Source organism: Cobetia sp. PDI-23MA (genome assembly GCF_059507735.1).
This window is the reverse complement of the sequence record NZ_CM183352.1, coordinates 752386-777613: the sequence shown is the minus strand read 5'-3', so window position 1 is coordinate 777613 and position 25228 is coordinate 752386. Positions and strand designations below refer to the sequence as shown.

Annotated in this window: 22 protein-coding genes; 14 read left to right on the top strand and 8 right to left on the bottom strand. The window is 63.9% G+C overall.

Going from position 1 to position 25228, the window contains the following annotated elements:
- Positions 1-265: 265 nt before the first annotated feature.
- The 12 genes from AC5WNJ_RS03330 (at position 266) to mgtE (ending at position 11375) form a co-directional block, all read left to right on the top strand.
- The gene (locus AC5WNJ_RS03330; RefSeq protein ID WP_176676287.1) at positions 266-1210 is read left to right on the top strand and encodes a calcium/sodium antiporter; all 945 of its coding nucleotides are present in this window, start codon (positions 266-268) and stop codon (positions 1208-1210) included.
- 99 nt (positions 1211-1309) lie between these two features.
- The gene (locus AC5WNJ_RS03325; RefSeq protein WP_176676286.1) at positions 1310-2365 is read left to right on the top strand and encodes a KpsF/GutQ family sugar-phosphate isomerase; all 1056 of its coding nucleotides are present in this window, start codon (positions 1310-1312) and stop codon (positions 2363-2365) included.
- Positions 2366-2491: 126 nt separating this feature from the next.
- Complete coding sequence (locus AC5WNJ_RS03320; RefSeq protein WP_176676285.1) at positions 2492-3061, top strand: KdsC family phosphatase; 570 nt, start codon at positions 2492-2494, stop codon at positions 3059-3061.
- Positions 3061-3744: an LPS export ABC transporter periplasmic protein LptC gene (lptC, locus tag AC5WNJ_RS03315; RefSeq protein ID WP_176676284.1), complete on the top strand. Its 684-nt coding sequence runs from the start codon at positions 3061-3063 to the stop codon at positions 3742-3744. The genes AC5WNJ_RS03320 and lptC overlap by 1 nt, the downstream gene beginning before the upstream one ends.
- Positions 3745-3852: 108 nt before the next feature.
- Positions 3853-4431, top strand: a complete 579-nt coding sequence (lptA, locus tag AC5WNJ_RS03310; protein WP_225347607.1) for a lipopolysaccharide transport periplasmic protein LptA — start codon at positions 3853-3855, stop codon at positions 4429-4431.
- 3 nt (positions 4432-4434) lie between these two features.
- Positions 4435-5175: an LPS export ABC transporter ATP-binding protein gene (gene lptB / locus AC5WNJ_RS03305; protein WP_043332551.1), complete on the top strand. Its 741-nt coding sequence runs from the start codon at positions 4435-4437 to the stop codon at positions 5173-5175.
- A 233-nt stretch (positions 5176-5408) separates the two neighbouring features.
- Positions 5409-6857 carry an RNA polymerase factor sigma-54 gene (locus AC5WNJ_RS03300; RefSeq protein ID WP_176676283.1) on the top strand — a complete coding sequence of 483 codons (1449 nt, stop codon included), beginning with the start codon at positions 5409-5411 and terminating at the stop codon, positions 6855-6857.
- A 660-nt stretch (positions 6858-7517) separates the two neighbouring features.
- The gene (hpf, locus tag AC5WNJ_RS03295; RefSeq protein ID WP_175088343.1) at positions 7518-7826 is read left to right on the top strand and encodes a ribosome hibernation-promoting factor, HPF/YfiA family; all 309 of its coding nucleotides are present in this window, start codon (positions 7518-7520) and stop codon (positions 7824-7826) included.
- Between the two features lie 9 nt (positions 7827-7835).
- On the top strand, positions 7836-8306 hold the full coding sequence (locus AC5WNJ_RS03290) for a PTS sugar transporter subunit IIA (RefSeq protein ID WP_043332557.1): 471 nt from the start codon (positions 7836-7838) through the stop codon (positions 8304-8306).
- Positions 8307-8443: 137 nt separating this feature from the next.
- Complete coding sequence (gene rapZ / locus AC5WNJ_RS03285) at positions 8444-9385, top strand: RNase adapter RapZ (protein ID WP_176676282.1); 942 nt, start codon at positions 8444-8446, stop codon at positions 9383-9385.
- Positions 9372-9641 carry an HPr family phosphocarrier protein gene (locus tag AC5WNJ_RS03280; protein ID WP_176676281.1) on the top strand — a complete coding sequence of 90 codons (270 nt, stop codon included), beginning with the start codon at positions 9372-9374 and terminating at the stop codon, positions 9639-9641. Before rapZ ends, AC5WNJ_RS03280 begins: the two co-directional genes overlap by 14 nt.
- 378 nt (positions 9642-10019) lie before the next feature.
- A complete protein-coding gene (gene mgtE / locus AC5WNJ_RS03275; RefSeq protein WP_176676280.1) occupies positions 10020-11375 on the top strand; it encodes a magnesium transporter in 1356 nt (451 codons plus the stop codon).
- Positions 11376-11483: 108 nt separating this feature from the next.
- Here the strand turns inward: mgtE and pmbA are convergent, their stop codons facing one another.
- Positions 11484-12854, bottom strand: coding sequence for a metalloprotease PmbA (gene pmbA, locus AC5WNJ_RS03270; protein ID WP_176676279.1), 1371 nt, complete (start codon positions 12852-12854; stop codon positions 11484-11486).
- Positions 12855-12930: 76 nt separating this feature from the next.
- Between pmbA and yjgA the strand changes: the two genes are divergently transcribed.
- The gene (yjgA, locus tag AC5WNJ_RS03265) at positions 12931-13434 is read left to right on the top strand and encodes a ribosome biogenesis factor YjgA (RefSeq protein ID WP_176676278.1); all 504 of its coding nucleotides are present in this window, start codon (positions 12931-12933) and stop codon (positions 13432-13434) included.
- 88 nt (positions 13435-13522) lie between these two features.
- Here yjgA and tldD read toward each other — a convergent pair whose 3' ends face one another.
- From tldD to AC5WNJ_RS03230, 7 genes are all read right to left on the bottom strand, one after another.
- A complete protein-coding gene (gene tldD / locus AC5WNJ_RS03260; RefSeq protein ID WP_176676277.1) occupies positions 13523-14983 on the bottom strand; it encodes a metalloprotease TldD in 1461 nt (486 codons plus the stop codon).
- Positions 14980-19296 (bottom strand): YhdP family phospholipid transporter, encoded by a 4317-nt coding sequence (locus tag AC5WNJ_RS03255; RefSeq protein WP_495930381.1) that lies wholly within the window; start codon positions 19294-19296, stop codon positions 14980-14982. The genes tldD and AC5WNJ_RS03255 overlap by 4 nt, the downstream gene beginning before the upstream one ends.
- 80 nt (positions 19297-19376) lie before the next feature.
- On the bottom strand, positions 19377-20840 hold the full coding sequence (gene rng, locus AC5WNJ_RS03250; RefSeq protein WP_176676275.1) for a ribonuclease G: 1464 nt from the start codon (positions 20838-20840) through the stop codon (positions 19377-19379).
- A gap of 185 nt (positions 20841-21025) precedes the next feature.
- The gene (locus tag AC5WNJ_RS03245; RefSeq protein ID WP_176678267.1) at positions 21026-21706 is read right to left on the bottom strand and encodes a Maf family protein; all 681 of its coding nucleotides are present in this window, start codon (positions 21704-21706) and stop codon (positions 21026-21028) included.
- A 225-nt stretch (positions 21707-21931) separates the two neighbouring features.
- Entirely contained in the window at positions 21932-22414 is a 483-nt protein-coding gene (mreD, locus tag AC5WNJ_RS03240; protein ID WP_043332574.1) for a rod shape-determining protein MreD, read from the bottom strand.
- Positions 22414-23391 carry a rod shape-determining protein MreC gene (gene mreC, locus AC5WNJ_RS03235; protein ID WP_366071643.1) on the bottom strand — a complete coding sequence of 326 codons (978 nt, stop codon included), beginning with the start codon at positions 23389-23391 and terminating at the stop codon, positions 22414-22416. The genes mreD and mreC overlap by 1 nt, the downstream gene beginning before the upstream one ends.
- Before the next feature lie 64 nt (positions 23392-23455).
- The gene (locus AC5WNJ_RS03230; protein WP_043332576.1) at positions 23456-24493 is read right to left on the bottom strand and encodes a rod shape-determining protein; all 1038 of its coding nucleotides are present in this window, start codon (positions 24491-24493) and stop codon (positions 23456-23458) included.
- 329 nt (positions 24494-24822) lie between these two features.
- On the opposite strand from AC5WNJ_RS03230, the gene gatC reads away from it, so the two are divergent.
- Complete coding sequence (gatC, locus tag AC5WNJ_RS03225; protein ID WP_054555110.1) at positions 24823-25110, top strand: Asp-tRNA(Asn)/Glu-tRNA(Gln) amidotransferase subunit GatC; 288 nt, start codon at positions 24823-24825, stop codon at positions 25108-25110.
- The last annotated feature ends 118 nt before the right edge of the window (positions 25111-25228 follow it).

Below are 25228 nucleotides of genomic sequence, written 5' to 3'. Positions count from 1 at the left end.
GCTCGTGAACAGGACGAATGTCCGAGTCATGGGATCCAAGGATCAAGTTAGTTAGCGAACATCGTATCCGAACCCACCCCTGTGCCGCCAGTCTCATCAAGGCAACAGAGCCGTGCCGCGGGTGGTGATGCGGGCAGCAATGCGCTCGGCAACACGGCCTGCAATGCGAACAAGGCCGCCGTCTTGCAATGGATTGGGGGGATGCGTTTAATGGCGCGGTTCCCGGCGATACGCCACCGCCCTGCCCCCTGACCCGAGAGTTCTGATGCTATTTCCCATCCTTGCAGTCGTCATCGGCCTGATTGGTCTTGTCTGGAGTGCTGATCGCTTCGTCGAAGGAGCCGCGGCCACTGCGTGGCGCGCCGGGATGAGCAAACTGCTGATCGGGATGACGATTGTCTCCGTCGGCACCTCTGCCCCCGAGATCGTCGTCTCCATCATGGCCTCTCTTGATGGCACTCCGGATATCGCGACCGGCAATGCGCTGGGCTCAAACATCGCCAATATCGGCCTGGTGCTCGGCGTCACGGCGTTGATCGCCCCGATTCCAGTGCATTTCGGGCTGGTGCGCCGCGAGCTGCCGCTGCTGCTGGCGGCTACGGCGCTGGGCGGTTATGCGCTGTCCAACAGCGGGCTCGAGCGTCTCGATGGCATCCTGCTGCTGGCCCTGCTGGTCTTCACGCTGGTGTGGCTGTTCAAGGTCGATGCCCCGAGTGAGGCGGAAAGCCAGGATGACGTGCCCGAGATGAGTACCGGGCGCGCCATCTTCTGGCTACTGGTCGGGCTGGCCGTGCTGATCGCCAGCTCGCGGGCGCTGGTGTGGGGAGCGACCGACATCGCCCAGGCACTCGGCGTGCCGGAATTGATCATCGGCCTGACCGTGATCGCCATCGGCACCAGCCTGCCGGAACTGGCCGCCAGCGTGGCCAGCGCCCTCAAGCGCCATCACGACATCGCCATCGGCAACGTCATCGGCTCCAACCTGTTCAACATCCTCGCCGTGCTGCCCGTGCCGGGCCTGCTGGCGCCGGGACCGGTGGATGGCAGCGCCATCAGCCGTGACTATCCGGTGATGCTGGGACTGACGCTGCTGCTGGCCGCGTTGCTCATCTGGCAGCGCCGTGGGCGCATCGGCCGTGCCCCAGGTGTTATCCTGCTCGCCTGCTATCTGGCCTACACGGCCTGGCTTGCCATCAGCCTGACTCGCTGACGGCAGCGTCTTCATCATCGTTTGCCACGCCGCCGCGCGGGATGACACGCCCTTTCCGCGCGGCCTGAGCCCTGGCCAACCACAGGCAACAATTCGATCATGACCGAGCCTTCCAGCACTCCACACGCCACCACACCTGGCGCCTCAGCATCCAGCCAGTCCGCCGCCGCTGATGAGACTCCGGCCAGCCAGGCGGATTTTCGCGCCAGCGCCCGTCGCACCTTCGCCATTGAAGAGGCGGCCATCGCCGCGCTTGAAAGCCATCTCGATGACGACTTCGACCGCGCCTGTCAGCTGATGCTCGCCACCAAGGGCCGCGTCATCGTGACCGGCATGGGCAAATCCGGCCATGTCGCCAGCAAGATCGCCGCCACCCTGGCCAGCACCGGCACCCCGGCCTTCTTCGTCCACCCCGGGGAAGCCAGCCATGGCGACCTGGGCATGATCACGCCGGCCGATGTAGTACTTGCGCTGTCCAACTCCGGAGAGACCGCCGAAGTCACAGCGCTGCTACCGCTCTTGAAGCGCATGGGCACCCCGCTGGTCTCGATGACCGGCAAACCCGGCTCGACCCTGGCGCGTGACGCCGAGGCGCATCTGGACACCAGCGTTGCCCAGGAAGCCTGCCCGCTGAATCTGGCACCCACCGCCTCGACCACCGCTGCGCTGGTGATGGGCGACGCCCTGGCGGTGGCACTGCTTGAGGCGCGCGGCTTCACTGCCGAGGAATTCGCGCTTTCCCATCCGGGCGGCAGCCTGGGTCGCCGCCTGCTGCTGCGAGTCCAGGACGTGATGCATCATGGCGACGCCCTGCCGCGCGTGGCACTCGGCAGCCCGCTGCGCGATGCGCTGCTCGAGATCACGCGTCAGGGCATGGGCTTCACCTGTGTAATCGATGATGACGACCATCTGGTCGGCGTCTATACCGATGGTGACCTGCGCCGCACCCTCGACCAGCACGGCGATCTGCGCGCGCTGAAGGTCGATGATGTCATGACCCGCGGCGGCAAGACCGTGCGCGCCAGCATGCTGGCCGCCGAAGCGGTGCGCATCATGGAAGAAAACCGCATCAGCGTTCTGGTAGTCTGTGACGAGGATGAGCACCCCATCGGGGCCATCCATATGCACGGCCTGCTGGCCAGCGGCGTGATCTGAACTCCCGCGGGCGTTCGCTGTCTCTGTTCGACGGCAGATCGTCCCGGCAAGACGCCACCGCTCAACGCCCATCAGCGCCGTTCACAGGACAGCGTCAAGCATGCACGGAGTGCGAGGAGAAAGACCATGAGCGACACGAATTCCCTGAGCGAAGAATATCCGCAGGACATCATCGACCGCGCACGCCGCGTGCGTCTGCTGGCGCTGGATGTCGATGGCGTGCTCACCGACAACCGCCTGCACTACGATGCCAACGGCGTCGAGACCAAGTCCTTCCACGTCCAGGACGGTCATGGCCTCAAGCTGGTGCTGCGCAGTGGCGTTCGCGTCGCGCTGATCACCGGCCGCAGCTCACCGATGGTCGAGCGTCGCGCCAAGGAACTGGGTATTCAGGATGTCATCCAGGGCCGTGAAGACAAGCTGGTCGCATTGACCGATCTGTGCCGCGAGCACGGGATCGAGCTGGAAGACGTCGCCTATTGTGGCGATGACCTGCCGGACCGCGAAGCTATTCGGCGTGTCGGCCTCGGCGTCAGCGTGCCCAACGCCATGGCCTACGTGATGAGCGAGGCCAACTGGGTCACCTCGCGCCAGGGCGGCGATGGCGCCGTGCGCGAGCTCTGTGATCTGCTGCTCAAGGCACAGGGCCACTGGGCCTCGGTGCTGGATACCTACCTGCAGGAGTCGCGTCCCTGATGTTACGTCTGCCCCGCCCTTCTCCGCGTCTCTGGCTGATGCTGCTGTTGCTGCTCGTCGGTGGCGTGCTGGCGCTGATCGAGCAGCGCAACAGCCTGGAATCGACCGTCAATGTCGAGGTCGACAGCAGTGAGCCGGATTACTATCTCGACGGGGCAGACATGACACGCTTCGATGCGCGCGGCGTGGCGATCCAGTCCATGAGCTCGCCGCATATCGAGCATACGCCAGGCGATGACGTGACCCGGGCGCAGACCCCGAAGATTCGCACCAACGACAGTGAAGACCGCCGCTGGTATGCCACGGGTGACAGTGGCGTGTTGAGCGCCGGCGGCGACACCTTCACTCTCGAGGGCAATGCCAGACTGCGCCAGCCCGATGACCGCTGGACCCTCGATACCGATGTCCTGCACTACAGCCGTGATCAGAATCGCGCCTGGAGTGACGTGCCGGTCGTGATCACCCAGAATGGCCAGCATGTCGAAAGCGACAGCTTCAGCGCCGACCTCTCCCGGGATTCCGCCGTGCTGCAGGGCCGCGTCCGCAGCGTCCTGCAACCCGGTGCGGGCCAGAGCGAGGCCAGCAAGGAAGCCGAGCGCATAGACTCGGGCACCGAGAGCACCACTACCGATGAGGGGCGCGTCAACAGCACCTTCGAGGCAGCGCCTGCCAGCGGTGAATGAACCCGCCGGGCTGGCCGTCGCGCCATGACCCGCGCCGCAACACCTTCTTCCCTGCCGCTCGATGGCATCATTGCTCGGGCGGCGACCCCGTCATGCCAAGGAGCCACCATGACTTCCACGACTCGCAAGCCCTTGACGGCCTGTCGCCAGACCCTCAACAGCGGTGTCATGGCGCTCTGCCTGGCACTGGGCATGTCTACCTTCGCCCCGGCCGCCATGGCGCTGGACAGCGATGCCAGCCAGCCGATCAACATCGCCGCGGATGCCCTGTCTCTCGATGACAAGGCCGGTACCGCCACCTATACCGGCCAGGTGGAGATGCGCCAGGGCAGCATGAAGCTCGATGCCAGCCGCGTCGATATCAGCCGCGCCGGCAGCGGCGAGATCTCGCTGGTCAAGGCCACCGGCAAGCGTGCCTACCTGGAACAGCAACCCGCACCCGACGAGAAGCTGGTCAAGGGCTGGGCCGACACCATCCGCTACCATGCGCTGGAGCGCCGCGTGGAGCTGGTCGGCAATGCGCGCCTCGAGAAAGGCGATGACACCTTCGAAGGCGGCTACGTGGAGTACTTCCTCGACAAGCGCCAGGTGAACGCCAACAACAGCAAGACGGCACAGCAGACCGAAGGCGGTCGCGTGCACATGACTCTGACGCCGCGCGGCGCCAATGCCAGCAAGGAAAACTGAGTGATGACTGCTGCTACTCCGCGTACGTTGAGCGCTCGCCATCTGGCCAAGGCCTACAAGGGCCGCAAGGTGGTCAAGGACATCTCGCTTGAGATCCGTCAGGGTGACATCGTCGGCCTGCTGGGCCCCAACGGCGCCGGCAAGACGACCTCGTTCTACATGATCGTCGGGCTGGTGCGCGCCGATGCCGGCAACGTCTCCATCGACGACAAGGACCTCTCCGCTGCCGCCATGCATCAGCGTGCACGCGCCGGCATCGGCTATCTGCCTCAGGAGGCGTCGATCTTCCGCAAGCTGTCGGTAGCCGACAACATCATGGCGATTCTGGAGACCCGCAAGGACCTGGATCGCAATGGCCGCAAGGCACGCCTTGAAGAGTTGCTCGAGGAATTCAGCATCACGCATATTCGTGCCAGTGCCGGCATGAGCCTGTCCGGTGGCGAGCGTCGACGGGTCGAGATCGCCCGCGCACTGGCCACCGAGCCGGACTTCGTGCTGCTCGATGAGCCCTTCGCCGGCGTCGACCCCATCTCGGTGGGAGAGATCAAGAGCATCGTGCGCCAACTGCGCGATCGTGGCATCGGCGTGCTGATCACCGACCACAACGTGCGCGAGACACTCGATATCTGTGACACCGCCTATATCGTCGGCGATGGCCAGATCATCGCCCACGGTGACGCGGACTCCATCCTGGCCAACCAGCAGGTGCGCGACGTCTACCTCGGCCACGAGTTCACGCTCTAGGGTCAGCGGCTGCGCTGAGCCCACCGGAGGCGAAAGCTTCAAAAGCCGCTGCGTGATTTTATCGCGTAGCGGCTTTTTCATGTCTGACATCAGACGCATGCATGACGTCCATACCACCTTGGTGGAAACATGGCATGCAAGTTGCTTTAATATTCACGGCAACCACTTGTCAGTGGCCCGAGTCACGGTATAGCGTAGTAAGCACGTTCCTTTGCCGTGAATTGACTGACTCCATGAAACCCACCCTGCAACTCCGCCTCGGCACCTCGCTGACCATGACGCCGCAGCTTCAGCAAGCGATCCAGCTGCTGCAGCTGTCGACGCTCGATCTGCGTCAGGAGATTCAGCAAGCCCTCGAGTCCAACCCCATGTTGGAGCTCGACGAGGACTACGAGTCGCTGGATGTCATCGAGACACAGGATACGAGCGAGATCTCCACTGCCGACTCCTCGAGCGAGATTCCCGAGGAATACCCCCTCGACAGCGACTGGTCGGACCTCTATCAGGACCACGCCGGTAGCCTGACCAGCTCCGGCAGTGGCAGCGGGAGCGAAGAAGGGCCGGACTTCGATCGCAATACAAGCGTCGAGAGCCTGCAGGACCACCTGCGCTGGCAGCTGGCGATGACCGACCTCGATAGCCGTGAACGCCAGATGGCGGAGAGTCTGATCGATGCCGTCGACGGTGCCGGTTACCTGAGCCTGTCACTCGATGAGCTGGTCGATGGTCTGCGCGGCCAGGGCCTGCCCGGTCTCAAGGCTTCCGAGCTCGAGCAGGTACTGCTGCGTCTGCAGCAGTTCGACCCGACCGGCGTCTTCGCCCGCGACCTGCGCGAGTGCCTGCTGCTGCAACTGGCGCTGCTGCCGGATGATCTGCCGCTGCTGGCGCAGGCGCGTCGCTTGGTACGTCAATTCCTCGAGGCACTGGGCAACGATGACCGCAAGCTGCTCAAGCGCCGACTGAGCCTTGACGATGACGAGCTGGACCACGTCATCCGCCTGGTGCGCGCGCTCGATCCGCGTCCGGCATCCGCCTGGGGCGAGCCCGCCAGCGATTACGTGATCCCTGATCTGCTGGTGCGTCATACCCGCCACGGCTGGCAGGTCGAGCTCAACCCGGAAGCGCTGCCCAGGCTGCGCATCCAGCCGGAATACGCCGCACTGATAAAGCGTGCCGACAAGTCCGCCGACAACACCTTCCTCAAGGACAACCTGCAGGAAGCGCGCTGGCTGATGAAAAGCCTGTCATCACGCAATGACACCCTGCTCAAGGTCGGCCGCGAGATCATGGCGCGCCAGGTCGACTTCCTCGAGCAAGGCGAGGAAGGCATGAAGCCACTGATTCTGGCCAACATCGCCGAAGTGGTCGAGATGCACGAATCGACCATCTCGCGGGTCACGACCCAGAAATACATCCACACCCCGCGCGGCGTCTTCGAGCTCAAGTTCTTCTTCTCGAGCCAGGTCGGTGGCAGCGGCAGTGGCGACGCCCACTCAAGCACCGCCATTCGTGCCCGCATCCGCAAGCTGATTGCGGAAGAACCGGCTCGCAAGCCTCTCTCCGACTCACGCCTGGTCGATCTGCTCGCCAGCGATGGCATCGAGGTCGCACGCCGTACCGTGGCCAAGTATCGCGAAGCGATGGGCATCCCATCCTCCAGCGAGCGCAAGCGTCTGGCCTGAGGCATCACCTGCAGCTGCCATGCCCTGCTTTCACCTCCACAATGGCAGCCGCCGCCAACCTCAGACGCTGGTTTTCTCTCTCACCAGCCTCTGACATTACTGACACCGGCGCGCCTGTTGCGCGCCCTGTCATGCCGTCAACCACTCGTCAATGACCCATCATGGCCCATGACGGCGCGCAGGATGTTGGCAAAAATCCATCATTCCGGCAGCATCATTTACCGTCAATCGCATGTTTTTAAAGTCACTTTTGGCCGTATTGCACCGGGATGACACTCGGTGATCCTTCTGGCACGCTGCTTGCTCCACGCAACCCAGGCGCCTGAAAGGCGGCGTACATGCAGGGATTGGCGACGAAAACCCGCCTTCTTGCGCGCCTTTCATGCACCACCCTTCAAGCGTGACCTTGAAGTCCATTCCGCTACCCTTCATTGAGTTGAAGACAAGCACTGAGCCACGATGCAGCGCAGCGTTGATCTTTGCGCAAAGCTTGGGCATTGTCGGTACAGACGCTCACGACATCTGACGCCGCTGGCAAGGGCGCGAAAACATCGCCAGACGGCGGCCGTCAAGCCTGTTGCAGAGCGTCCGATCAGGGTTTGCTCGTAGTCAAAAAGGGTTACAATTGAATGGCAACCCGCTGGATAAAGGAGCGTGTCCATGCAAGTGAATATTACCGGGCATCATGTGGAACTTACCGATCCTCTCCGCGATTACGTCAACGAGAAGCTCGCCCGCCTCGAACGGCATTACGACAACATCACCAATGTTCAGGTGACACTGTCGATCGAGAAGGAGCGCCAGCAGGCTGCCTGCACCTTGCACGCAGCAGGCGCTGACCTCCACGCCCTGGCAGAAGACCCCAACATGTACGCTGCCATCGACGCGCTCGCCGACAAGCTGGATCGCCAGCTGGTCAAACACAAGGAAAAGTCCCAGGCTCGTGCTCAGGGCACCGGGACCCGTTGACCTTCAGCCATGACACTTGATCAGATCCTCCCCCCCGAGCGCACCCTTTACGGTGTCCCCGGGGGGAGCAAGAAGCGGGTGCTTGAATTCTTCAGCACCTTCATCGCACAGAACATTCCCAGCCTGGATAGCCAGGAAGTCTTCTCGCGCCTGATCGGGCGCGAGAGACTGGGATCGACCGGCATCGGCCACGGTGTGGCCGTGCCCCATGCACGTAGCCCGCATTGCAAGACGCCAATCGCTGCGTTTCTGAAGCTCGGTGAACCCATCGACTTCGATGCCATCGACGGAGAACCCATCGATCTGCTGTTCGTGCTGCTGGTGCCTGAGGAAGCGGATGAAACCCATCTGACGCTGCTCGGGCAGGTCGCGGAATTGCTCAATTCCCCGACCAATCGCTCGGCCCTGCGCCAGGCAGACAGCCAGCGTGCACTCTTTGAGGCATTGACCCAAGCCATCGCCGAATTACCGGCGCGCTGAATCACAGGCCCGGACATCGTCCGGGCTTTCGTCTTGCTGGCCTCCCATCGGCCGACGTACAGCGCACTGATAGCGGGCAGCCTTCTGCCCCACCCCTGCATTCTTTCGACGTTGACCTCGCCCTTGGAGAGCACTTCATGAAGATCGTGATCATCAGCGGCCGCTCCGGCTCCGGGAAATCCATCGCTCTCCAGGCGCTGGAAGACATTGGCTACTATGCCATCGACAATCTGCCCGGCATGCTGCTGGCGCCACTGGTCGACCAGCTCGAACAGGACAGTCCGGCACGCCGACGTATCGCGGTCTCCATCGATGCCCGCAACCTGCCGGAAGCCTTGACCCGCTTCCCCGAATTGCTCGACAACGTCCGCCAGAGCGGCATGGACGTGCAGGTCGTCTACCTGACCACCGATTCGCGCGTGCTGCTGGAACGCTACTCGGCGACCCGTCGTCGTCACCCTCTGACGCGCGACAACGACCACACCCTGGCCGAGGCCATCGAGATCGAGCAGAAGACGCTCGCTCCCATTCGCCAGAAGGCCGATCTGGTCATCGACTCGACCAACCTGAGCGTGCACGATCTGCGCTCCCGGATCACCGAGCAGGTCGCCCAGCACAGCTCTCGCCACCTGACGCTGACCTTTGAATCCTTCGGCTTCAAGCATGGCGTGCCGACCGACGCCGACATGGTGTTCGATGTCCGCTGCCTGCCCAACCCGTACTGGGACATCAACCTGCGCGGCGATACCGGTCGCGATGACAGCGTGGCCGAATTCCTGCGGCGCTACCCCACCGTCCAGGCGATGCATGACGATATCGCCGGCTGGCTGGAACGCTGGCTGCCCGCCTATCAGGACAGCAATCGCAGCTACCTGACGGTGTCCGTGGGCTGCACCGGCGGCCAACATCGCAGCGTCTACCTGTGCGAGCAGCTGGCGAGCTACTTCGCCGAGCGCCTGCCGGAGGTGCGTCTACGCCATCGTGAACTGGGTATTCATACCGCACTGAGTCATGTCGATACCACAGGCGAAAGCGACTCAGACACCAGCACCGAGGAGAGTCGCGATGGCCTCTCGTGAGCTGACGCTGACCAACCGTCGCGGGCTGCACGCCCGCGCAGCCACCAAGCTGGTCAATTGCTGTGCGCCCTATTGCGCGACGGTGATGGTCAGCCATGGCGAGCGACGCGCCAATGCAGCCAATGTCATGGCGTTGCTGATGCTTGCCGCACCCTGCGGCACCAAGCTGTTGATCGATGTCGAGGGCGAACAGGCCGATGAGGCGATGCTGGCCATCGAGGCGCTGTTCGAGGCGCGTTTCGAGGAAGACGAATAACCGCCACTGACAGCGCTGTACATTTGCGCTATGCGCTCAGCCTTCCTTCCTCAGCCAGCTCGCTTCTTGGTCAACTATCTTTTCGGCCCGCTCGCTTATCGGCCAGCTCCCCCCCTCTGGCAGCCCCCCCTGGCGACACCATCAACGGCTCGCGTGGGATGCCTGGCACCTGATCTTGCACCTATCCTTTCACCTACCCTCCCCCCTTTCCCTGCACCTATCCTTGCGCTTGACAGCCATGCAACGCTGCTTTTGCGCCAGTGGCCGGAACGCGGATTGTCCTTTCGATAAGAAACGCTGTTCTCTTTTGTCGACGCGCCCCCCTGAGCCAATGGTAGAATCAGCACTGTCCTTCATGTCGACAGGGGAAGCCGACAGATGAGCAAGACGTCTCGAAAACTCAAGCCAAGACTTGATCGCCTGTCACAGGCGCTGGAAAGCGGCGAGCTGGAACAGGCAAGACGCATGCTCAATCGCGGCCTCGCGCCGGTGGACGTGGCCCACCTGCTCGAATCCTCGCCCCCCAAGGAGCGTAATCTGCTCTGGGAGCTGGTCGATGCCGAGCTACAGGGCGATGTCCTTCAATACCTTGGCGAAGACATCCAGACCGACTTCCTCAAGGACATGGACGCCGTCGACGTTCTCGCCGCTACCGAGAACCTGGAACCGGATGATGTCGCCGACATCCTGCAGCGCCTGCCGAATACGGTGATTCTCGAAGTCCTCGACTCCATGGAGGCGCAGGAGCGTCTGCGCGTCGAAACGGTACTGTCCTTCCCGGAGGATACCGCCGGCGGCCTGATGAACACGGACACCATCACCATTCGTCCGGACATCACCCTGGACGTGGTGCTGCGCTACATTCGCCGCCACGAGCGCCTGCCCGACTCCACCGATACCCTGCTGGTCGTCTCACGACGCGATGAATTCATCGGTGCGCTGCCCATCAACCGCCTGCTGGTCTCGGACCCCGGCGTCACGGTGCGCGAAGTGATGGACACCGACAGCGTGGTGATCCCGGCCCTGATGCCGGAGAACGAAGTCGCTTCGCTATTCGAGAAGCACGATCTGATCTCGGCGCCCGTGGTCGGCGGCGATGGCAACCTGCTGGGTCGCATCACCATCGATGACGTGGTCGATGTCATCCGTGGCGACGCCGAGCACCAGGTGATGTCGATGGCGGGGATGGATGAGGACGAAGACACCTTCTCTCCCGTGATACGGACCTCGTGGCGCCGCGCCGTCTGGCTCGGTATCAACCTGCTGACCGCCTTCATGGCCTCCGCCGTGATCGGCATGTTCGAAGGCACCATCCAGAAGATCACCGCGCTGGCCGTGCTGATGCCCATTGTCGCCAGCATGGGGGGCATCGCGGGCTCTCAGGCACTCACCGTCCTGATCCGTGGTATCGCGCTGGGGCACGTCAAGAGTGGCAATGTCAGCTGGCTACTCAAGCGCGAAGTCATCGTCGCGGGACTCAACGGCCTGTTATGGGCCGTGGTGGTGGCAGGCATCGCCATCGTATGGTTCGGGGATGTCCAGCTGGGGGCAATCATCGGCGCCGCGATCATGATCAACCTGTTGATCGCCGCCGTGACGGGCACACTGTTGCCGGTACTGCTCAAGAAGCTCAATATCGACCCTGCCCTTTCCGGCAGCGTGATATTGACCACCGTGACCGACGTGATCGGCTTCATGGCCTTCCTGGGGCTGGCGACCTGGCTCTATCTGTAATCCCCGACGGGTGCGGGTATTAGTGATTACCCCAGAAACAACACGGCCGCTCCCGAGGGAGCGGCCGTGTTGTTTGTCGCCTGTCGCACGAGACAGAAGCGTCAGCGATCAGCCTTCCAGCTCATCATCTTCTCCTTCGGACATGCCCGCGACGGTCATGCCATCGATCAGCCAGCTACCACTGTGGATGCTGCCACGCGTATCGACATCATCACCGACCGCCAGCAGATTGGCCGCCATGTCGCGTAGATTGCCGGCAATGGTGAATTCCTCGACCGCATGCTGGATCTCGCCGTTCTCGACCCAGAAACCGGAGGCGCCACGCGAGTAGTCACCAGTGACACCGTTGACGCCCTGGCCCATCAGCTCGGTCACCAGCACGCCGGTCCCCATCTGCTTGAGCATCTCATCGAGCGAGGTCAGCGGCGCGGTGATGCGCACGTTGCGCGCGCCGCCAGCGTTGCCGGTGGTCTGCATGTTCAAGCGACGGGCACTGTAGGCGCTCAGCATGTAACTCTGCACCTTGCCGTTGGCAAAGTAGACATTGTCACGCGTCGCGACGCCATCGTTGTCGAAGGCGGCGCTGGACATGCCACCGACTTCCCGCGGCTTCTCGCCCAGCGTGAACCAGTCGGGGAACAGCGGCTGGCCCAGGCTATCGCACAGGAAGCTGGACTCACGGTACAGCGAGCCGCCGGCGATGGCAGACAGGTAGTGACCGATCAGACCGGCCGACATTTGCGGGTCGAACATCACCGGCATGCGACCCGTCGCCACCTTGCGCGCATTCAGACGCGCCAGCGTGCGGCGAGCAGCTTCACGCCCCACCGACTCGGGGGAACGCAGGTCTGCCGGATTGCGCACGCTGGTGTAGTCATAGTCACGCTGCATGCCCTGTGCATCCTTGGCGATCAGCATGCATGACATCGAGTGACGACTGCCGCACTGGCTGGCCAGGAACCCATGGCTGTTGCCATAGACCTGCACGCCTTCGCCACTGGAGAAGCTGGCGCCTTCGGACTGCGCGATGCCTTCCACTTCCAGCCCGGCACGCTCACAGGCCAGTGCCAGGTCGGTCGCTTCATCGACGCTGATCGCCCAGGGATGATGCGCCTTGAGGTCAGGGAAGTCGGTGGCCATCAGTTCGGCCGGCGCCAGCCCGGCAAAGCTGTCTTCGCCGGTATAGTGCGCGATGGAGACCGCCTTCTCGACCGCGGCGCGGATCGAGTCGCTGCCGGCATCGGACGAGGTCGCACTGCCCTTGCGGTTGCCGAGATAGACCGTCACGCCGATGCCCTGATCGCGTGACAGCTCGACGGTTTCCACCTCACCGTCGCGCACCGAGATGCTGACGCCCTGATCGACGCTGGCGCCGACCTCACAGGCATCGGCGCCCAGGCTGCGGGCCAGCTCGAGCGCTTCGCTGACGCGACGCTCGAGCAGTTGTTGCTGAGCAACGGCATCAAAGGCCTGGCTCATGTTGTTCTCCTTCTGAGGAGACGGGGCGCTGGCAATGCTATACTGCCGCAAATTTCCCCGACTCGTTGGAATTGGCATGCGTAAAGAAAGATCTGAGGAGCTCGTCGAGCGTCCCAGCAAATCCCAGATGAAGCGTGAAATGATCGAACTTCAGGCACTGGGCAAGAAGATCATCGACATGCCGGCCGGGCAGCGCGCCAAGTTTCCGCTATCCGATGACATGCTGGCCGCCATCGATGAATGCGGTCGCATTCGCAGTCACGAGGGCCTGCGTCGTCACATGCAGTACGTCGGCAAGCTGATGCGCAAGGAAGACCTCGAGGCCATCAATGCCGTCTTCCAGAACATGGAACAGCAGAGCATCCGTCGTGATGCCTCCTTCCAGCGCCTGGAGCGCTGGCGTGACCGCCTGATCGAGGATGACGAAGCCTTCGTGATCTTCGTCGAGGACCACCCCGAGGTGGACCGCCAGGCACTGCGTCAGCTGATCCGCAACTCACGTGCCGAACGTGATGCCGGCAAGCAGCCCAACAGCGCCAAGAAGCTCTTCAAGCTGCTGCGTGCCGAACTCGATCTCTGATTCTGGCATTTCCCGCTTCATCGACGCCGCTGCGGCCCTGCCACGGCGGCGTCGTCATGTCTGCTCCCTGTCGTTCAGCCTCATCGGCTCACGACTGGGTGCCTCCCACCGTCAATTCGTCGAGCTTCAGGGTCGGCTGGCCGACGCCGACCGGCACGGACTGGCCGTCCTTGCCACACACGCCGACCCCGGTATCCAGCTCGAGATCGTTGCCGATCATCGAGACGCGCCCCATGGATTCCGGGCCATTGCCGATCAGGGTCGCACCCTTGACCGGCGTGGTCACCTTGCCATCCTCGATCAGGTAGGCCTCACTGGCCGAGAACACGAAGCGCCCGGAGGTGATATCCACCTGACCGCCGCCGAAGCTGACCGCGTAGAGCCCGCGCTTGACGCTCTTGATGATCTCCTGCGGGTCACGTTCGCCGCCCAGCATGTAGGTATTGGTCATGCGCGGCATCGGCAGATGGGCGAAGGACTCGCGACGCGCGTTGCCCGTCGGTGCCATGCCCATCAGGCGAGCATTCAGCTTGTCCTGCATGTAGCCGGTGAGAATGCCGTCCTCGATCAGCGGCGTGTACTGGCCCGGGGTGCCTTCATCATCGACGGACAGCGAGCCTCGGCGATCGGCCAGGGTCGCATCGTCGACCACGGTGACGCCACGCGCCGCGACCTGCTCGCCCATGCGACCGGAGAAGGCAGAGCTGCCCTTGCGGTTGAAATCACCTTCCAGACCATGACCGACGGCCTCGTGCAGCAGCACGCCCGGCCAGCCATTGCCCAGCACCACCGGCATCTGACCGGCCGGCGCATCGACGGCCTCGAGATTGACCAGCGCCTGACGCACGGCTTCGCGCGCGTAACGCTCGGCGACATTGTCGTCGCGCAGGCGAGTCAGCGGGAAGCGACCGCCACCACCGGCGCTGCCACGCTCGCGACGCCCATTGCGCACCGCGATCACGCTGATGTTGAAACGCACCAGCGGGCGCAGGTCGGCCGCCAAGGTGCCATCACTGGCACGCACCATCACCACCTCGTAAAGCGCCGACAGCGAGGCCGATACCTGACTGATGGAAGGGTCGAGGCTGCGCGCGATGCGATCCGCCTCCTTGAGCATCGCGACCTTGTCCTCAGCGCTCAGGCCATTCAGCGGGTCGATGCCTGCATAGAAGGACGGCGCCTGGGTGATGATCGAGCTTGCGACCGTACCGCTGCTGCCGCTGCGCGAGATACCCGCCGCAGTACGACCGGTATCGGCAAGCGCGGCGGCATCGATCTGATTGGAGTACGCGAAGCCGGTCTTCTCCCCCGCCAGTGAGCGTACGCCCACGCCGCCATCGATGTTATAGCTGGCGTCCTTGACGACGCCGTCTTCCAGCACCCAGCTCTCCTGCCAGATACGCTGGAAGTAGAGGTCGGCATAGTCGGTGCCCGGGCCCATGGCATGTGCCAGGCCAGCATCCAGATCATCCAGGCTGAGCCCGCCCGGGGTCAGCAACAGGGCCGCGGCATCGTCGAGCACGCGACCGGAACTCGCATTTTGCGTCATTCGGCACTTTCCAGAGTAATGTTCGGGTCGCCCCAGGGGCCTGATACCCGATAGTGAATTTGCGTCACCTTGTCGATGAAGCGGCCGAAGATCTTGTCGGCCACGAACAGCGCCCCGCCCACGGCGGGCGCGCCTGCCAGCACGGCGGCCAGCGGAAGGTTCTGGCTGACCGGCACCGTGATGGCCATGCGTTGATCAAGGGTACCGCGAAGCAGATCGACCTGACCGTTGAGTGTCACGGTGGTGGACGGCGCCTCGATACGCAAGGGGCCATCGCTTTCCAGCCGCCCATCGAAGAGCGTCGCTGCGCCGCGCACCTTGTCGAAGGCCGTCCCCTTGTCGGTGACATCAGAAAAGTCCAGCGACAGCCGGCGCAGCAGGTTATCCACATTGACCAGCCCCAGCAGGCGGGCGGAGGTCGAGCCCAGATTCAGGAAGCGTCCGTCATCCAGCTTGATCTCGACGCGACCATTGGAGCGTGACAGGGCAAAGTCCTGCGGCGCACCGGGCCAGGCCAGCTTGACCTCGGCCCGGGCGCGGTCCGCCTCGATGCCGCGCGGTTGGGAGAGGCGCTCGAGCAGCCCGCCCAGGTCACTGCCATCGGCGGACAGGCGAGCGCGCGTCAGACTGTTGGCGCCGGCATCCTCCCAGGTGATATTGCCCACTGCGGTGATTCTGCCCAGCGTGATGGAGAGCGGCAACACCACCAGCTGCTGGCTGTCGGCGGTCCAGTCGGCACTGATCGGCCCCAGCTGCTGATCGCGCCAGATGAGGTGTGCCAGACGCAGACTGCCCGCGGGCAGGTCGGCAAGCTCGGCGGGATACGGCGTCGGCTCGATGCCGACATCGATAGCCTCGGTAAAGTTGCCTGGCACACTGGCAGTCTGCGTCTCCTGCTCGGCATCCGCGGGCCACAGGGCGTCGAGATTCAGAGTGTCCAGGTCCAGAATCAGCGGTCGCGCGGCACCTGACTGCCACACCAGCTCACCACTGGCGAGCTGACCATCCAGCGTCGCGGCCAGCCCCAGTCCTTGCTGCTGCGAGCTCTGGCGTGGCGCGGCCTCCAGCGTCATCGGCCCCGCACACCGGGACTGGATCATCAGGCAATCGGTGGCAACGCGCAGGCGTGACAAGGCACGCAGGGGGTCGCTCTGCTCCGTGTCGTTGCCCTCTCTACTCGCGCTGTTCTCACCACTCGCGCCGCCCTCATCACTCGCGCTGCCCTCACCGGAGAGCGCTCCCGCCCACGGCTTCCAGAGCTCGGGGGCAAGGGTCGGTGTGCGCCAGGCGATGTCCCAGCCGGTCTGGGTAGGCCACTGCGGGTCGCTCGGCCAACGCTCCAGCCACAACTGCCCCGTCATCGGCACCGTGCTGCCATCATCACGCGTATTGCCGCCTTTCCAGCGTGCCCGGGCGCGATTGTCGAGACGCACATCACCGCCACCCTCCGCGAGACCGATATCCACCGCCAGTGGGGCCGCCTCCTCTCGCGTCTTGCCAAAGGGTGCCGGCAGATTGATGGCGACTCCCTTGAGGTCACTCGAGAGCGCCAGAGTGGCGCCGTCATCGGGCAGCATCAGGCGCGCCTGATAGTTGAACTCGCCGCCCAGCGCACGCGGCGTCTCGCCGTCCTGCAAGGCGGCCCGAGTGTTCTCGGCGGCATCGCCGATCAGGTGCTCGGGCGTGCCCAGCCAGCCCAGCACCGGTGCCAATGGCGCCTTGCCATCGAAGGTGATCGCGCCCTTGCTGCTTGAATCTTCCTGCCCGATGTTGAGCGCCGCCTTGACCGCACCGCCGAACAGCTTGCCGGAGAGGTTGCCGGTCAACTGCTCACGACGCCCCTCGGGGCGGGAAGGGTCATGCACGAACTCGAGCGGCCCGCGAATGTCATCAACCTCGATGCCCGGCCCCGGAAAGACCAGCGTCGCCGCCTGGCGCTCGCCCACCTTGCCCGCCGCCGTGATGCGCGTCTGCTCGGCGTCCTCCAGGGGCACGCGGATATCCATGGACGCAGCCACCGAGCCCTTGCCCTGCCACTCGGCGATCAACGCAGCGGTATCCTCGAGCGGCGCATGCGAGATCAGATCGAACAGCGCCTCGACGCTGCCGGTCACATCCCCCTGGATACTCAAGGTATTGTCCTGCATGCCGACATCGGCCTGACGCACCGACAGAGGTGCTGCACCGCCCAGCGCCGTGGCCGGCTGAGAGCGCGCCGCCGCGACCGTGGCACTCAACGCATTGTCATGCAGCGCGAGGTTGCCCTTCACGCCCTCCAGCGCAGGCCAGCCCTCGGCGTAACCGAGTCGCCCGTCTTCGATGGCCAGCTCAAGGTCCAGCGAATCGCCGGGTCCATAGCCATCCTCGCCATTGTCATCATCCCACACCTGGGTGAGATGCAGGCTGCCCTCGGGGACCTGCCCCGCGACATCGCGCGTCAACCACTCACTCAGCGCCGGGTCCAGCACCTTCATCGGCAACCAGGAGGCCAGCGGTATACTGCGGGCGTTCACATCGCGCATCTCGAGATCCAGCTGGAAGCGATCATGGTCCTGAGCGGGAATCTGCAGGCCGAAGCCGCCCGTCACATCGGCGCCGTCGCGCTGGATATGCAGGTCATGCCCCGTGACGCTGCTGCCACTGTCATCGACCTTGACCTCGACCACTCCGTCGGCGGCCTCGAGCTGCCAGCCGTCGCCGAAGACTTCGGGAAAGTGGAAGCGCATCCCCGGGTCACCACGAAACGCGATCCGGCTCGCGATGCCGCCCTCCTCAAGACTGTGCGCGGTGACCCAGGCCGCCAGGGGGCCGAGTCCCGGGGCGCCCTGCCAGGGTTCCACCTCGGCGCCGGTGAGCCCCAGCGCCAGCGTCATGGTCAGCGGGGCATCGAGCCCGATCCCGGCCAGCGACAGGGAGAGGCCGTTGGCCGTGCCTCGCGGATCGAGAGACTCGAGCACATCCCCAAGTTCGCCGAGCGCCAGCACATTGCGCCAGCGCGCCACCTTTTCCAGATCGAAACTGCTGGTGACCAGCGACACGCTGCCATCGGCGAGATCCCCCGACAGCGATATACGCTCGGGCAGGCTGGCAAGCGCCGTGGAGGCTTCTGGCGATGACGCCGTTTGCGGCGTCTGGCCGTCACTGCCTGCCACCGGGGCGCCGGCCGCCGGAGTGCCGGCCACCGGAGCGCCGGCCGCCGGGGCGTCATCGAGTTGCGTGGCGCCGACCGAGATCTGATTGAGCCAAGCCTGCCAGCGATCACTGCCCGCCAGGTCGCGCAGCCACTGGCCACGCGCATGAATGTCCTTGAGCGCCAGCTGGGCGCCATGGTGATCCAGCGTCAGGCGATTGAGATCGAGACGCAGGCGAGCATCTTCCAGTCGTGCGTCACGCCAGCGCGCCCACAGCGTCGCGTTGCCATCGGCGTCGCGCAGCATCAGGCTGTCGCGCTCGCTCATCAGGCGACCGACACTCGCCAGCGCACCGGCGTCCAGCTCCACCTGCAGCTGGGCCGAGTAGTCGGCGAGGCCGTCATCTCCCGGCAGCACTTCCAGTACGGCGCTGACTCCGGCCTGAGGCGATTCCCCGACCCGCAACTGGCCTTCCAGATGCGCGCGATCGCCTTCTCCCGACAGCAACAGTTCGGCGGCATTCAGGTTGAGGGTATCGTTGCGACCATGCAGCACCAGACGCACATCCTCGAGCCGCACTCGTTGACGCGCCAGCAGCGCCAGCCCCTGCTCCGTCTGCGCAAGGCTCACCTGCCCTTCGGGTTCGAGCGCTTCGGGAGGACGCGGCGGCCCCGGCCAGCCCCAGCTGCCATCTTCACGCTGGTACAGGTGCACGATGACGCCGGTGGCAGTGGCGCGATCAAAGACAGGCGCCAGATGGCGCAGGGAGGAGAGCACATCGAGACGGGTTTCCAGATGGGACACGCTCAACAGCGGCGCCGCCTGCATCTCGTCGGGACGAAAGAGGTTCAGACCGGACAGCTCGATGGCCGGATCAAGGTGATCTATTCGGCCCTCAAGCGATGACATCCCCACATTGGAGTGGGTCTGGGTGGCGATGAAGTCACTGATGAACTCACTGCGCGAATCCAGCGTGGTCAACCACCAGCGCAGGCCCCCGATCAGGATGGCCAGCAACGCCAGCAGTACCGCGAGCGCCATCAGCAGCCCGCGCGCCCAGCGCCGCCCACGCGAGGGTGGCGCTGGCACCGCAGCTGGCGAAGACGGGGTGTCGTCGACGCCCTCCTGCACCGCCTCTTGCGAGGTGGAACGTGCCGCCTCTGGTGAGGTAGAACGGGTCACTGATGGTTCTCCGAACAGGACAGACTCACGATGTGGATAACGCGACTCCCGGCTTCATCGCAGGCTCGGTGGCTGACAGATCACATGAGCACAATATCGTACTGCTCCTGGGTGTAATGCGCCTCGACCTGGAAACGGATGGTCTTGCCGATGAAGCTCTCGAGGTCCGCCACGGCCGCGGATTCCTCGTCCAGCAGGCGATCGACCACGTTCTGTGAGGCCAGCACCATGTAGGTATCCGGGCTGTAGGCGCGCTCTTCGCGCATGATCTCGCGGAAGATCTCGTAGCAGACCGTCTCCGGCGTCTTGAGGGTGCCGCGCCCCTGACAGGTCGGGCAGGCCTCGCACAGCACCTGCTCCAGACTCTCGCGCGTGCGCTTGCGCGTCAGCTGCACCAGGCCCAGCTCGGTCACACCGGTCATCTTGTTCTTGGCGTGGTCACGCTCCAGCGACTTCTCGAGCACCCGCAGCACCTGGCGCTGATGCTCGGCCTCTTCCATGTCGATGAAGTCAATGATGATGATGCCGCCGAGATTGCGCAGCCGCAGCTGGCGCGCGATGGCGGTCGCCGCCTCGAGATTGGTCTTGAAGATGGTCTCTTCGAGGTTGCGGTGGCCGACGAAACCACCGGTGTTGACGTCGATGGTGGTCATCGCCTCGGTCTGGTCGATCACCAGATAGCCACCACTCTTGAGCTGCACCTTGCGACCCATCGCCTTGTGCAGCTCATCCTCGACACTGAACAGATCGAAGATCGGTCGCTCGCCAGGGTAATACTCGATGCGCCCTTCCATGTCCGGCATGAATTCGCTGGAGAATTCCTTGAGACGCAGATAGTTCTCGCGGGAATCGATGCGCACGCGCTCGATCTCGTCGCGCATCACATCGCGCAGCGTGCGCATGAACAGTGGCAGATCATCGTAGATGACGCTGGGCACGGCAGCGGTGAGGCGACGTTCACTGACCTTGCGCCACAGGCGCAGCAGGAAATGCATGTCCTGTTTGAGTTCCGCCTCGCTGATGCCCTCGGCGGCGGTGCGCAGGATGAAGCCGCCGGGCGCCTCCGGATCAAGCTCCGTCAGGCACTGCTCGGTCATCTCCTTGAGGCGGTCACGCTCGACATCGCTCTCGATGCGCTGCGACACGCCGGTATGCGGCGAGTCCGGCATGTAGACCAGATAGCGTGACGGCACCGACAGATGCGTGGTCAGCCGGGCGCCCTTGGTGCCGATGGGGTCCTTGGTGACCTGCACCACCAGTGGCTGGCCTTCGCTGAGCAGCTCGCGGATCGAAAGCTGCTCATCATGCGGCGTATGCGCCGGCATGACTTCCTGGGCATGGATGAAGGCCGCCCGTTCGAGACCGATATCGATGAAGGCCGCCTGCATGCCGGGCAATACTCTCACCACCTTGCCACGGTAGATGTTGCCGACGATGCCGCGTCGCCCGCTGCGTTCGATGAAGGCTTCCTGCAGGACACCGTTCTCGACTACCGCCACGCGGGTCTCCATCGGTGTCAGATTGATCAATACCTCGCCGCTCATAGCGCAAGTCCTTGTAAAGTCGTTGCTTGCGATTATGACATAGCTAGGGAGCCCCCGGCTGTGATCTATCGACTAAGGATTTCCTGCAACGGGTATTTTGTGCCACGCATGCAAGCCATGGTTCTTCGTGATAACGCTGGTGCGCTGACTCGACGCCCGACGGATGCAGCGTGGAACATCGCCCGTCAGAGCGGTTGCCACGGCTGAACGCCCGCCTTGCTCAAGAGCTGTGCAGTCTCATGCAGCGGCAGCCCGACCACGGCGCTGTAACTGCCCTCAAGATGACTGACGAAGACGGCGCCGAGCCCCTGGATGGCGTAACCACCTGCCTTGTCAGCGGGCTCACCGGTCGCCCAGTAGCGCGCGGCCTCCTCTGGGGTGATGGTGCGGAAGGTCACGCGGCTCTCGACCAGCTCGCTCGCGCAGCGGATGTCGCGCCCGGCGTCGCCATGACACAGCGCCACACCACTGAGCACCTGATGACTGCGCCCCGAGAGGCTGAGCAGCATCTCGCGCGCGTCCAACTCGTCGCGCGGCTTGCCGAGAGTGCGTCCATCCAGTGCCAGCGCGGTATCCGCGCCGAGTACTCGCCACCCCGCCGTCTGGCCTGCCGTCCGCTGCGCCAGGGCCGCGAAACCGGCCTGCGACTTCTCTCGCGCCAGACGCAGCACGTAATGCTCCGGCGACTCATTGGCCTGCGGCGTCTCATCGATATCCACCGGCGCCACCTCACATTGGATGCCGATACTGGCCAGCAGGTCACGACGACGCGGCGACCCCGAGGCCAGAATCAATCCCGGATGAGCAGCGTCCTGTTGATCAGAACCCTGTTGAGCAATGCCCTGTTGAGCAATGCCCTGAAACATCACGTTGCGCTGCCCCGCGGCGTCAGAGTTTGCAAAGAGTGAGGAAGTGGGGCTGTCGGTATCAGGTGTGGATGGCCTGGAAGCGGATGAACTTGAACGGGATGACATGGAAGACCTCGCGGAGAAACATGACTGACAGGCGTTGATGGCTGACAAGTACCAGAAAGCCGCCCGTAGGCGGCTTTTGGAAGCTCACAAGAAACGCTATCGACGTGCCAGTGGCACTCAGGCCGCGACCCGCCGACGCAGCATCTGCAGCAGGGTATAGAGCCACGGCCACAGCGCGCCGCCGATGACCGCCGAGAGCAGGAACGACAGGCTGACGGGGCCGGCACCGAACAGGCTGCGCAGCCATTGATCCAGCAACTGCGCGATGCCCAGCACCACGATCACCAGCAACGCCTGCTGCAACAGCGAGTAGGCGCGAATACGCTGATAGAGCAGCACACCCATGAAGGCCGTCAGCGACAGTACCAGGGCGTTGTGCCCCAGCGGTGCGCCCTGCAGGACATCCAGCGCCAGCCCGAACAGGAAGCCGTGGAAGACTCCGACACTCTGCGGCGAGACGATGCACCAGTAGACCAGCATCAGACCCAGCCACTGGGGCCGCCAGATCAGCCATACATCCGGCAATGGCATGACCTGCAGACACAGCGCCAGCAGCAGCGAGAACCAGCACAGCAAGGTGGTCTGGGGACGAAAGGCCATCAGTTGTTCTCCCCGGCAGCATCGGTGGGTGCCTGTGCGTCTGCCGCATCCTCGGCGGAGCCTTGTGCGGCGTCGTCACCCTCGGGTCTGGGCGCCGCCAGGTTGTCGCGCGGCAACTCATCGAGGCTGTCATCGACATACAGGTTGTCGGTGTCCACCGGCGGCGGCATCTGGATCAGGAAGTTGCGCGAACGCTCCAGCTGCGCGATGGGCTCGGCACTCACGCGGGCGAACGGCTTGCCGGGATCATGGTAGACCTCGGTGACACGTGCCACCGGCAAGCCGCGCGGAAAGCGCAGCGCCAGTCCGGAAGTCACCAGCAGATCCCCGACACGAATGTCGGCGGTATCCGGCACATGCAGCACATCGACCTGGTCGATCTTGCCACTGCCCTGGGCGATGAAGCGCAGGCCATTGCGATTGATCTCCACCGGCACCGCATGGCTGGCATCACTGATCATCAGCACGCGACTGTTGTAGGCCGAGGTGGAGATGACCTGCCCGACGAGACCATAGGCATCGAGTACCGGCAGGCCGATGCGCACGCCGTCCTGCTCACCGCGGTCCACCACCATGCGGTGGGAGAACGGGTCAGCATCGAGGGTCAACAACTGGGAGGTGATATAGGGGATATCGCTGCGCTGTCCGGCATTGAGCAATTCGCGCAGACGCGTATTCTCGGAAGTCAGGCTCGCCATGCGTTGCACACGGCTGGACAGGTTGAGCAGCTGTTCGCGCAGCGCGCGATTCTCGTCGGCCAACTCCTGCTGATCGGCAAACACCAGGGCGCCCCAGCTGATGCCTTCCGTCGGCAAGCTGACGACCCACTGCACGGGCGACACCAGCGTCGCCATGCTGGCGCGCACATCGACCATCCAGCTGAAGCGATCTTCGGCAAACATCAGCGTGAGTGACAGCACCGCGCACAACAGCATGCGATAGCCGGGCACGGGGCCACGCGTGAACAGGGGTTTGATAGCACTTCCTCCGACAGGCCGGGACCAGCCGTACAGCACACAGCATGCCCGGCCCCGGACGAGGTCAATCGCTCGACAGCAGCTCGAAGGTGTGCTGATCGATCATTTCCAGCGCCTTGCCACCGCCACGCGCCACGCAGGTCAGCGGGTCTTCGGCGATGATCACCGGCAGCCCCGTCTCTTCCGCGATCAGCTTGTCGATGTCACGCAGCAGCGCCCCACCACCGGTCAGTACCAGGCCGCGCTCGGCGATGTCGGAGGCCAGTTCCGGCGGAGACTGCTCAAGCGCGCTCTTGACCACCGAGACGATGGCCGCCAGCGGTTCCTGCAGCGCATCGAGAATCTCGTGGGAGTTGAGCGTGAAGGAACGCGGAATACCCTCGGCCAGATTGCGGCCGCGCACGTCGATCTCGCGCAGCTCGCCACCCGGGTAGGCACAACCGATCTCTTCCTTGATGCGCTCGGCCGTCGCCTCACCGATCAAGCTGCCGTAATGGCGACGCACATAGGAGGTGATGGCTTCGTCGAAGCGGTCACCGCCGATACGCACGGATTCGGAATAGACCACGCCGTTGAGCGAGATGATGGCGATTTCAGTGGTACCACCACCGATATCGACCACCATGGAGCCCATCGCCTCTTCCACCGGCAGACCCGCACCGATCGCGGCAGCCATCGGCTCCTCGATCAGGTAGACCTCACGCGCGCCGGCCCCTTCGGCCGATTCCTTGATGGCGCGACGCTCGACCTGGGTCGACATGCACGGCACGCACACCAGCACACGAGGGCTGGGTGTCAGGAAGGTGCTCTGATGCACCTTGCGGATGAAATGCTGGAGCATCTGTTCGGTAACGGTGAAGTCGGCGATGACGCCGTCCTTCATCGGACGGATGGCCGTGATATTGCCGGGGGTGCGCCCCAGCATGCGCTTGGCATCGGCACCGACGGCCGCCACACTGCGGGCATTCCCGGACTGGCGAATGGCCACGACTGAGGGCTCGTCGAGCACGATACCGCGACCGCGCACATAAATAAGCGTGTTGGCAGTACCCAGATCGATCGACAGATCGCTCGAGAACAGCCCACGTAAACGTTTAAACATGGAAGTTGATCACCTAGTCCAGACCGGAACCCTGTGCAGACGCGAACGGTACCATTGCCACCCCATGGCGGCAAGCTGACACGCCTGCCAGAGCGACGCAGATGTGGTACATTTCACGCCGAATCACACTGTGACGGCGCATTCGGCGACAGATTGCTCCATCGCTGCAAAGCGCGCTGTTCTACAGGGTAACGGGCATCGGGTTTGCCGGGACACCACGATTTTCGAATTCGGCCTTTCGCGCTCGTGGCGCCAGTCCGATTCCGCGTGGTCGTCTCCGACTCCTGCCGTCACCTCAAGCCTCTCGAAGCCAAGACAGGGAAACTTCAATGGCCCTTGAACATTCAGATGTGCTGCGTGCCGCTCACCTCGCACGCCTGGGTCTTGCCTCGCAGGATGCCGAAGCCTACGTCGAGGATCTCGACCGGATTCTCGCCATGGTCGACCAGCTGCAACAGGTCGATACCGACGGCGTCGCACCGCTGGCACACCCGCTGGAAGCCACGCAACGCCTGCGCGCGGACGAAGTCACCGAATCGAATCAGCGCGAGCGTTTTCAGCAGGTAGCCCCGGCCACAGAGCAGGGTCTGTATCTGGTTCCGCGCGTCGTCGAGTGATCTCGCTGGCAGATCGCTCACACATCGTGATCGGCTGCCATCGGATACCACGTCACGCGGCACGCCCCGTCCGCCCCGGAATTTCTGCGGACGATGCCCAGCGCATCGTCTGCACTGA

Excerpts from the sequence above, each read along its gene's own strand:
- AC5WNJ_RS03300 (WP_176676283.1), top strand. The coding sequence starts at position 5,409 with ATGAAACCCACCCTGCAACTCCGCCTCGGCACCTCGCTGACCATGACG.
- AC5WNJ_RS03230 (WP_043332576.1), bottom strand. The coding sequence starts at position 24,493 with ATGTTTAAACGTTTACGTGGGCTGTTCTCGAGCGATCTGTCGATCGAT.
- AC5WNJ_RS03330 (WP_176676287.1), top strand. The coding sequence starts at position 266 with ATGCTATTTCCCATCCTTGCAGTCGTCATCGGCCTGATTGGTCTTGTC.
- hpf (WP_175088343.1), top strand. The coding sequence starts at position 7,518 with ATGCAAGTGAATATTACCGGGCATCATGTGGAACTTACCGATCCTCTC.
- rng (WP_176676275.1), bottom strand. The coding sequence starts at position 20,840 with ATGAGCGGCGAGGTATTGATCAATCTGACACCGATGGAGACCCGCGTG.
- gatC (WP_054555110.1), top strand. The coding sequence starts at position 24,823 with ATGGCCCTTGAACATTCAGATGTGCTGCGTGCCGCTCACCTCGCACGC.
- lptB (WP_043332551.1), top strand. The coding sequence starts at position 4,435 with ATGACTGCTGCTACTCCGCGTACGTTGAGCGCTCGCCATCTGGCCAAG.
- rapZ (WP_176676282.1), top strand. The coding sequence starts at position 8,444 with ATGAAGATCGTGATCATCAGCGGCCGCTCCGGCTCCGGGAAATCCATC.
- AC5WNJ_RS03280 (WP_176676281.1), top strand. The coding sequence starts at position 9,372 with ATGGCCTCTCGTGAGCTGACGCTGACCAACCGTCGCGGGCTGCACGCC.
- pmbA (WP_176676279.1), bottom strand. The coding sequence starts at position 12,854 with ATGAGCCAGGCCTTTGATGCCGTTGCTCAGCAACAACTGCTCGAGCGT.
- AC5WNJ_RS03320 (WP_176676285.1), top strand. The coding sequence starts at position 2,492 with ATGAGCGACACGAATTCCCTGAGCGAAGAATATCCGCAGGACATCATC.
- mgtE (WP_176676280.1), top strand. The coding sequence starts at position 10,020 with ATGAGCAAGACGTCTCGAAAACTCAAGCCAAGACTTGATCGCCTGTCA.
- yjgA (WP_176676278.1), top strand. The coding sequence starts at position 12,931 with ATGCGTAAAGAAAGATCTGAGGAGCTCGTCGAGCGTCCCAGCAAATCC.
- lptA (WP_225347607.1), top strand. The coding sequence starts at position 3,853 with ATGACTTCCACGACTCGCAAGCCCTTGACGGCCTGTCGCCAGACCCTC.
- AC5WNJ_RS03290 (WP_043332557.1), top strand. The coding sequence starts at position 7,836 with ATGACACTTGATCAGATCCTCCCCCCCGAGCGCACCCTTTACGGTGTC.
- AC5WNJ_RS03325 (WP_176676286.1), top strand. The coding sequence starts at position 1,310 with ATGACCGAGCCTTCCAGCACTCCACACGCCACCACACCTGGCGCCTCA.
- tldD (WP_176676277.1), bottom strand. The coding sequence starts at position 14,983 with ATGACGCAAAATGCGAGTTCCGGTCGCGTGCTCGACGATGCCGCGGCC.
- lptC (WP_176676284.1), top strand. The coding sequence starts at position 3,061 with ATGTTACGTCTGCCCCGCCCTTCTCCGCGTCTCTGGCTGATGCTGCTG.
- AC5WNJ_RS03245 (WP_176678267.1), bottom strand. The coding sequence starts at position 21,706 with ATGTTTCAGGGCATTGCTCAACAGGGCATTGCTCAACAGGGTTCTGAT.
- mreD (WP_043332574.1), bottom strand. The coding sequence starts at position 22,414 with ATGGCCTTTCGTCCCCAGACCACCTTGCTGTGCTGGTTCTCGCTGCTG.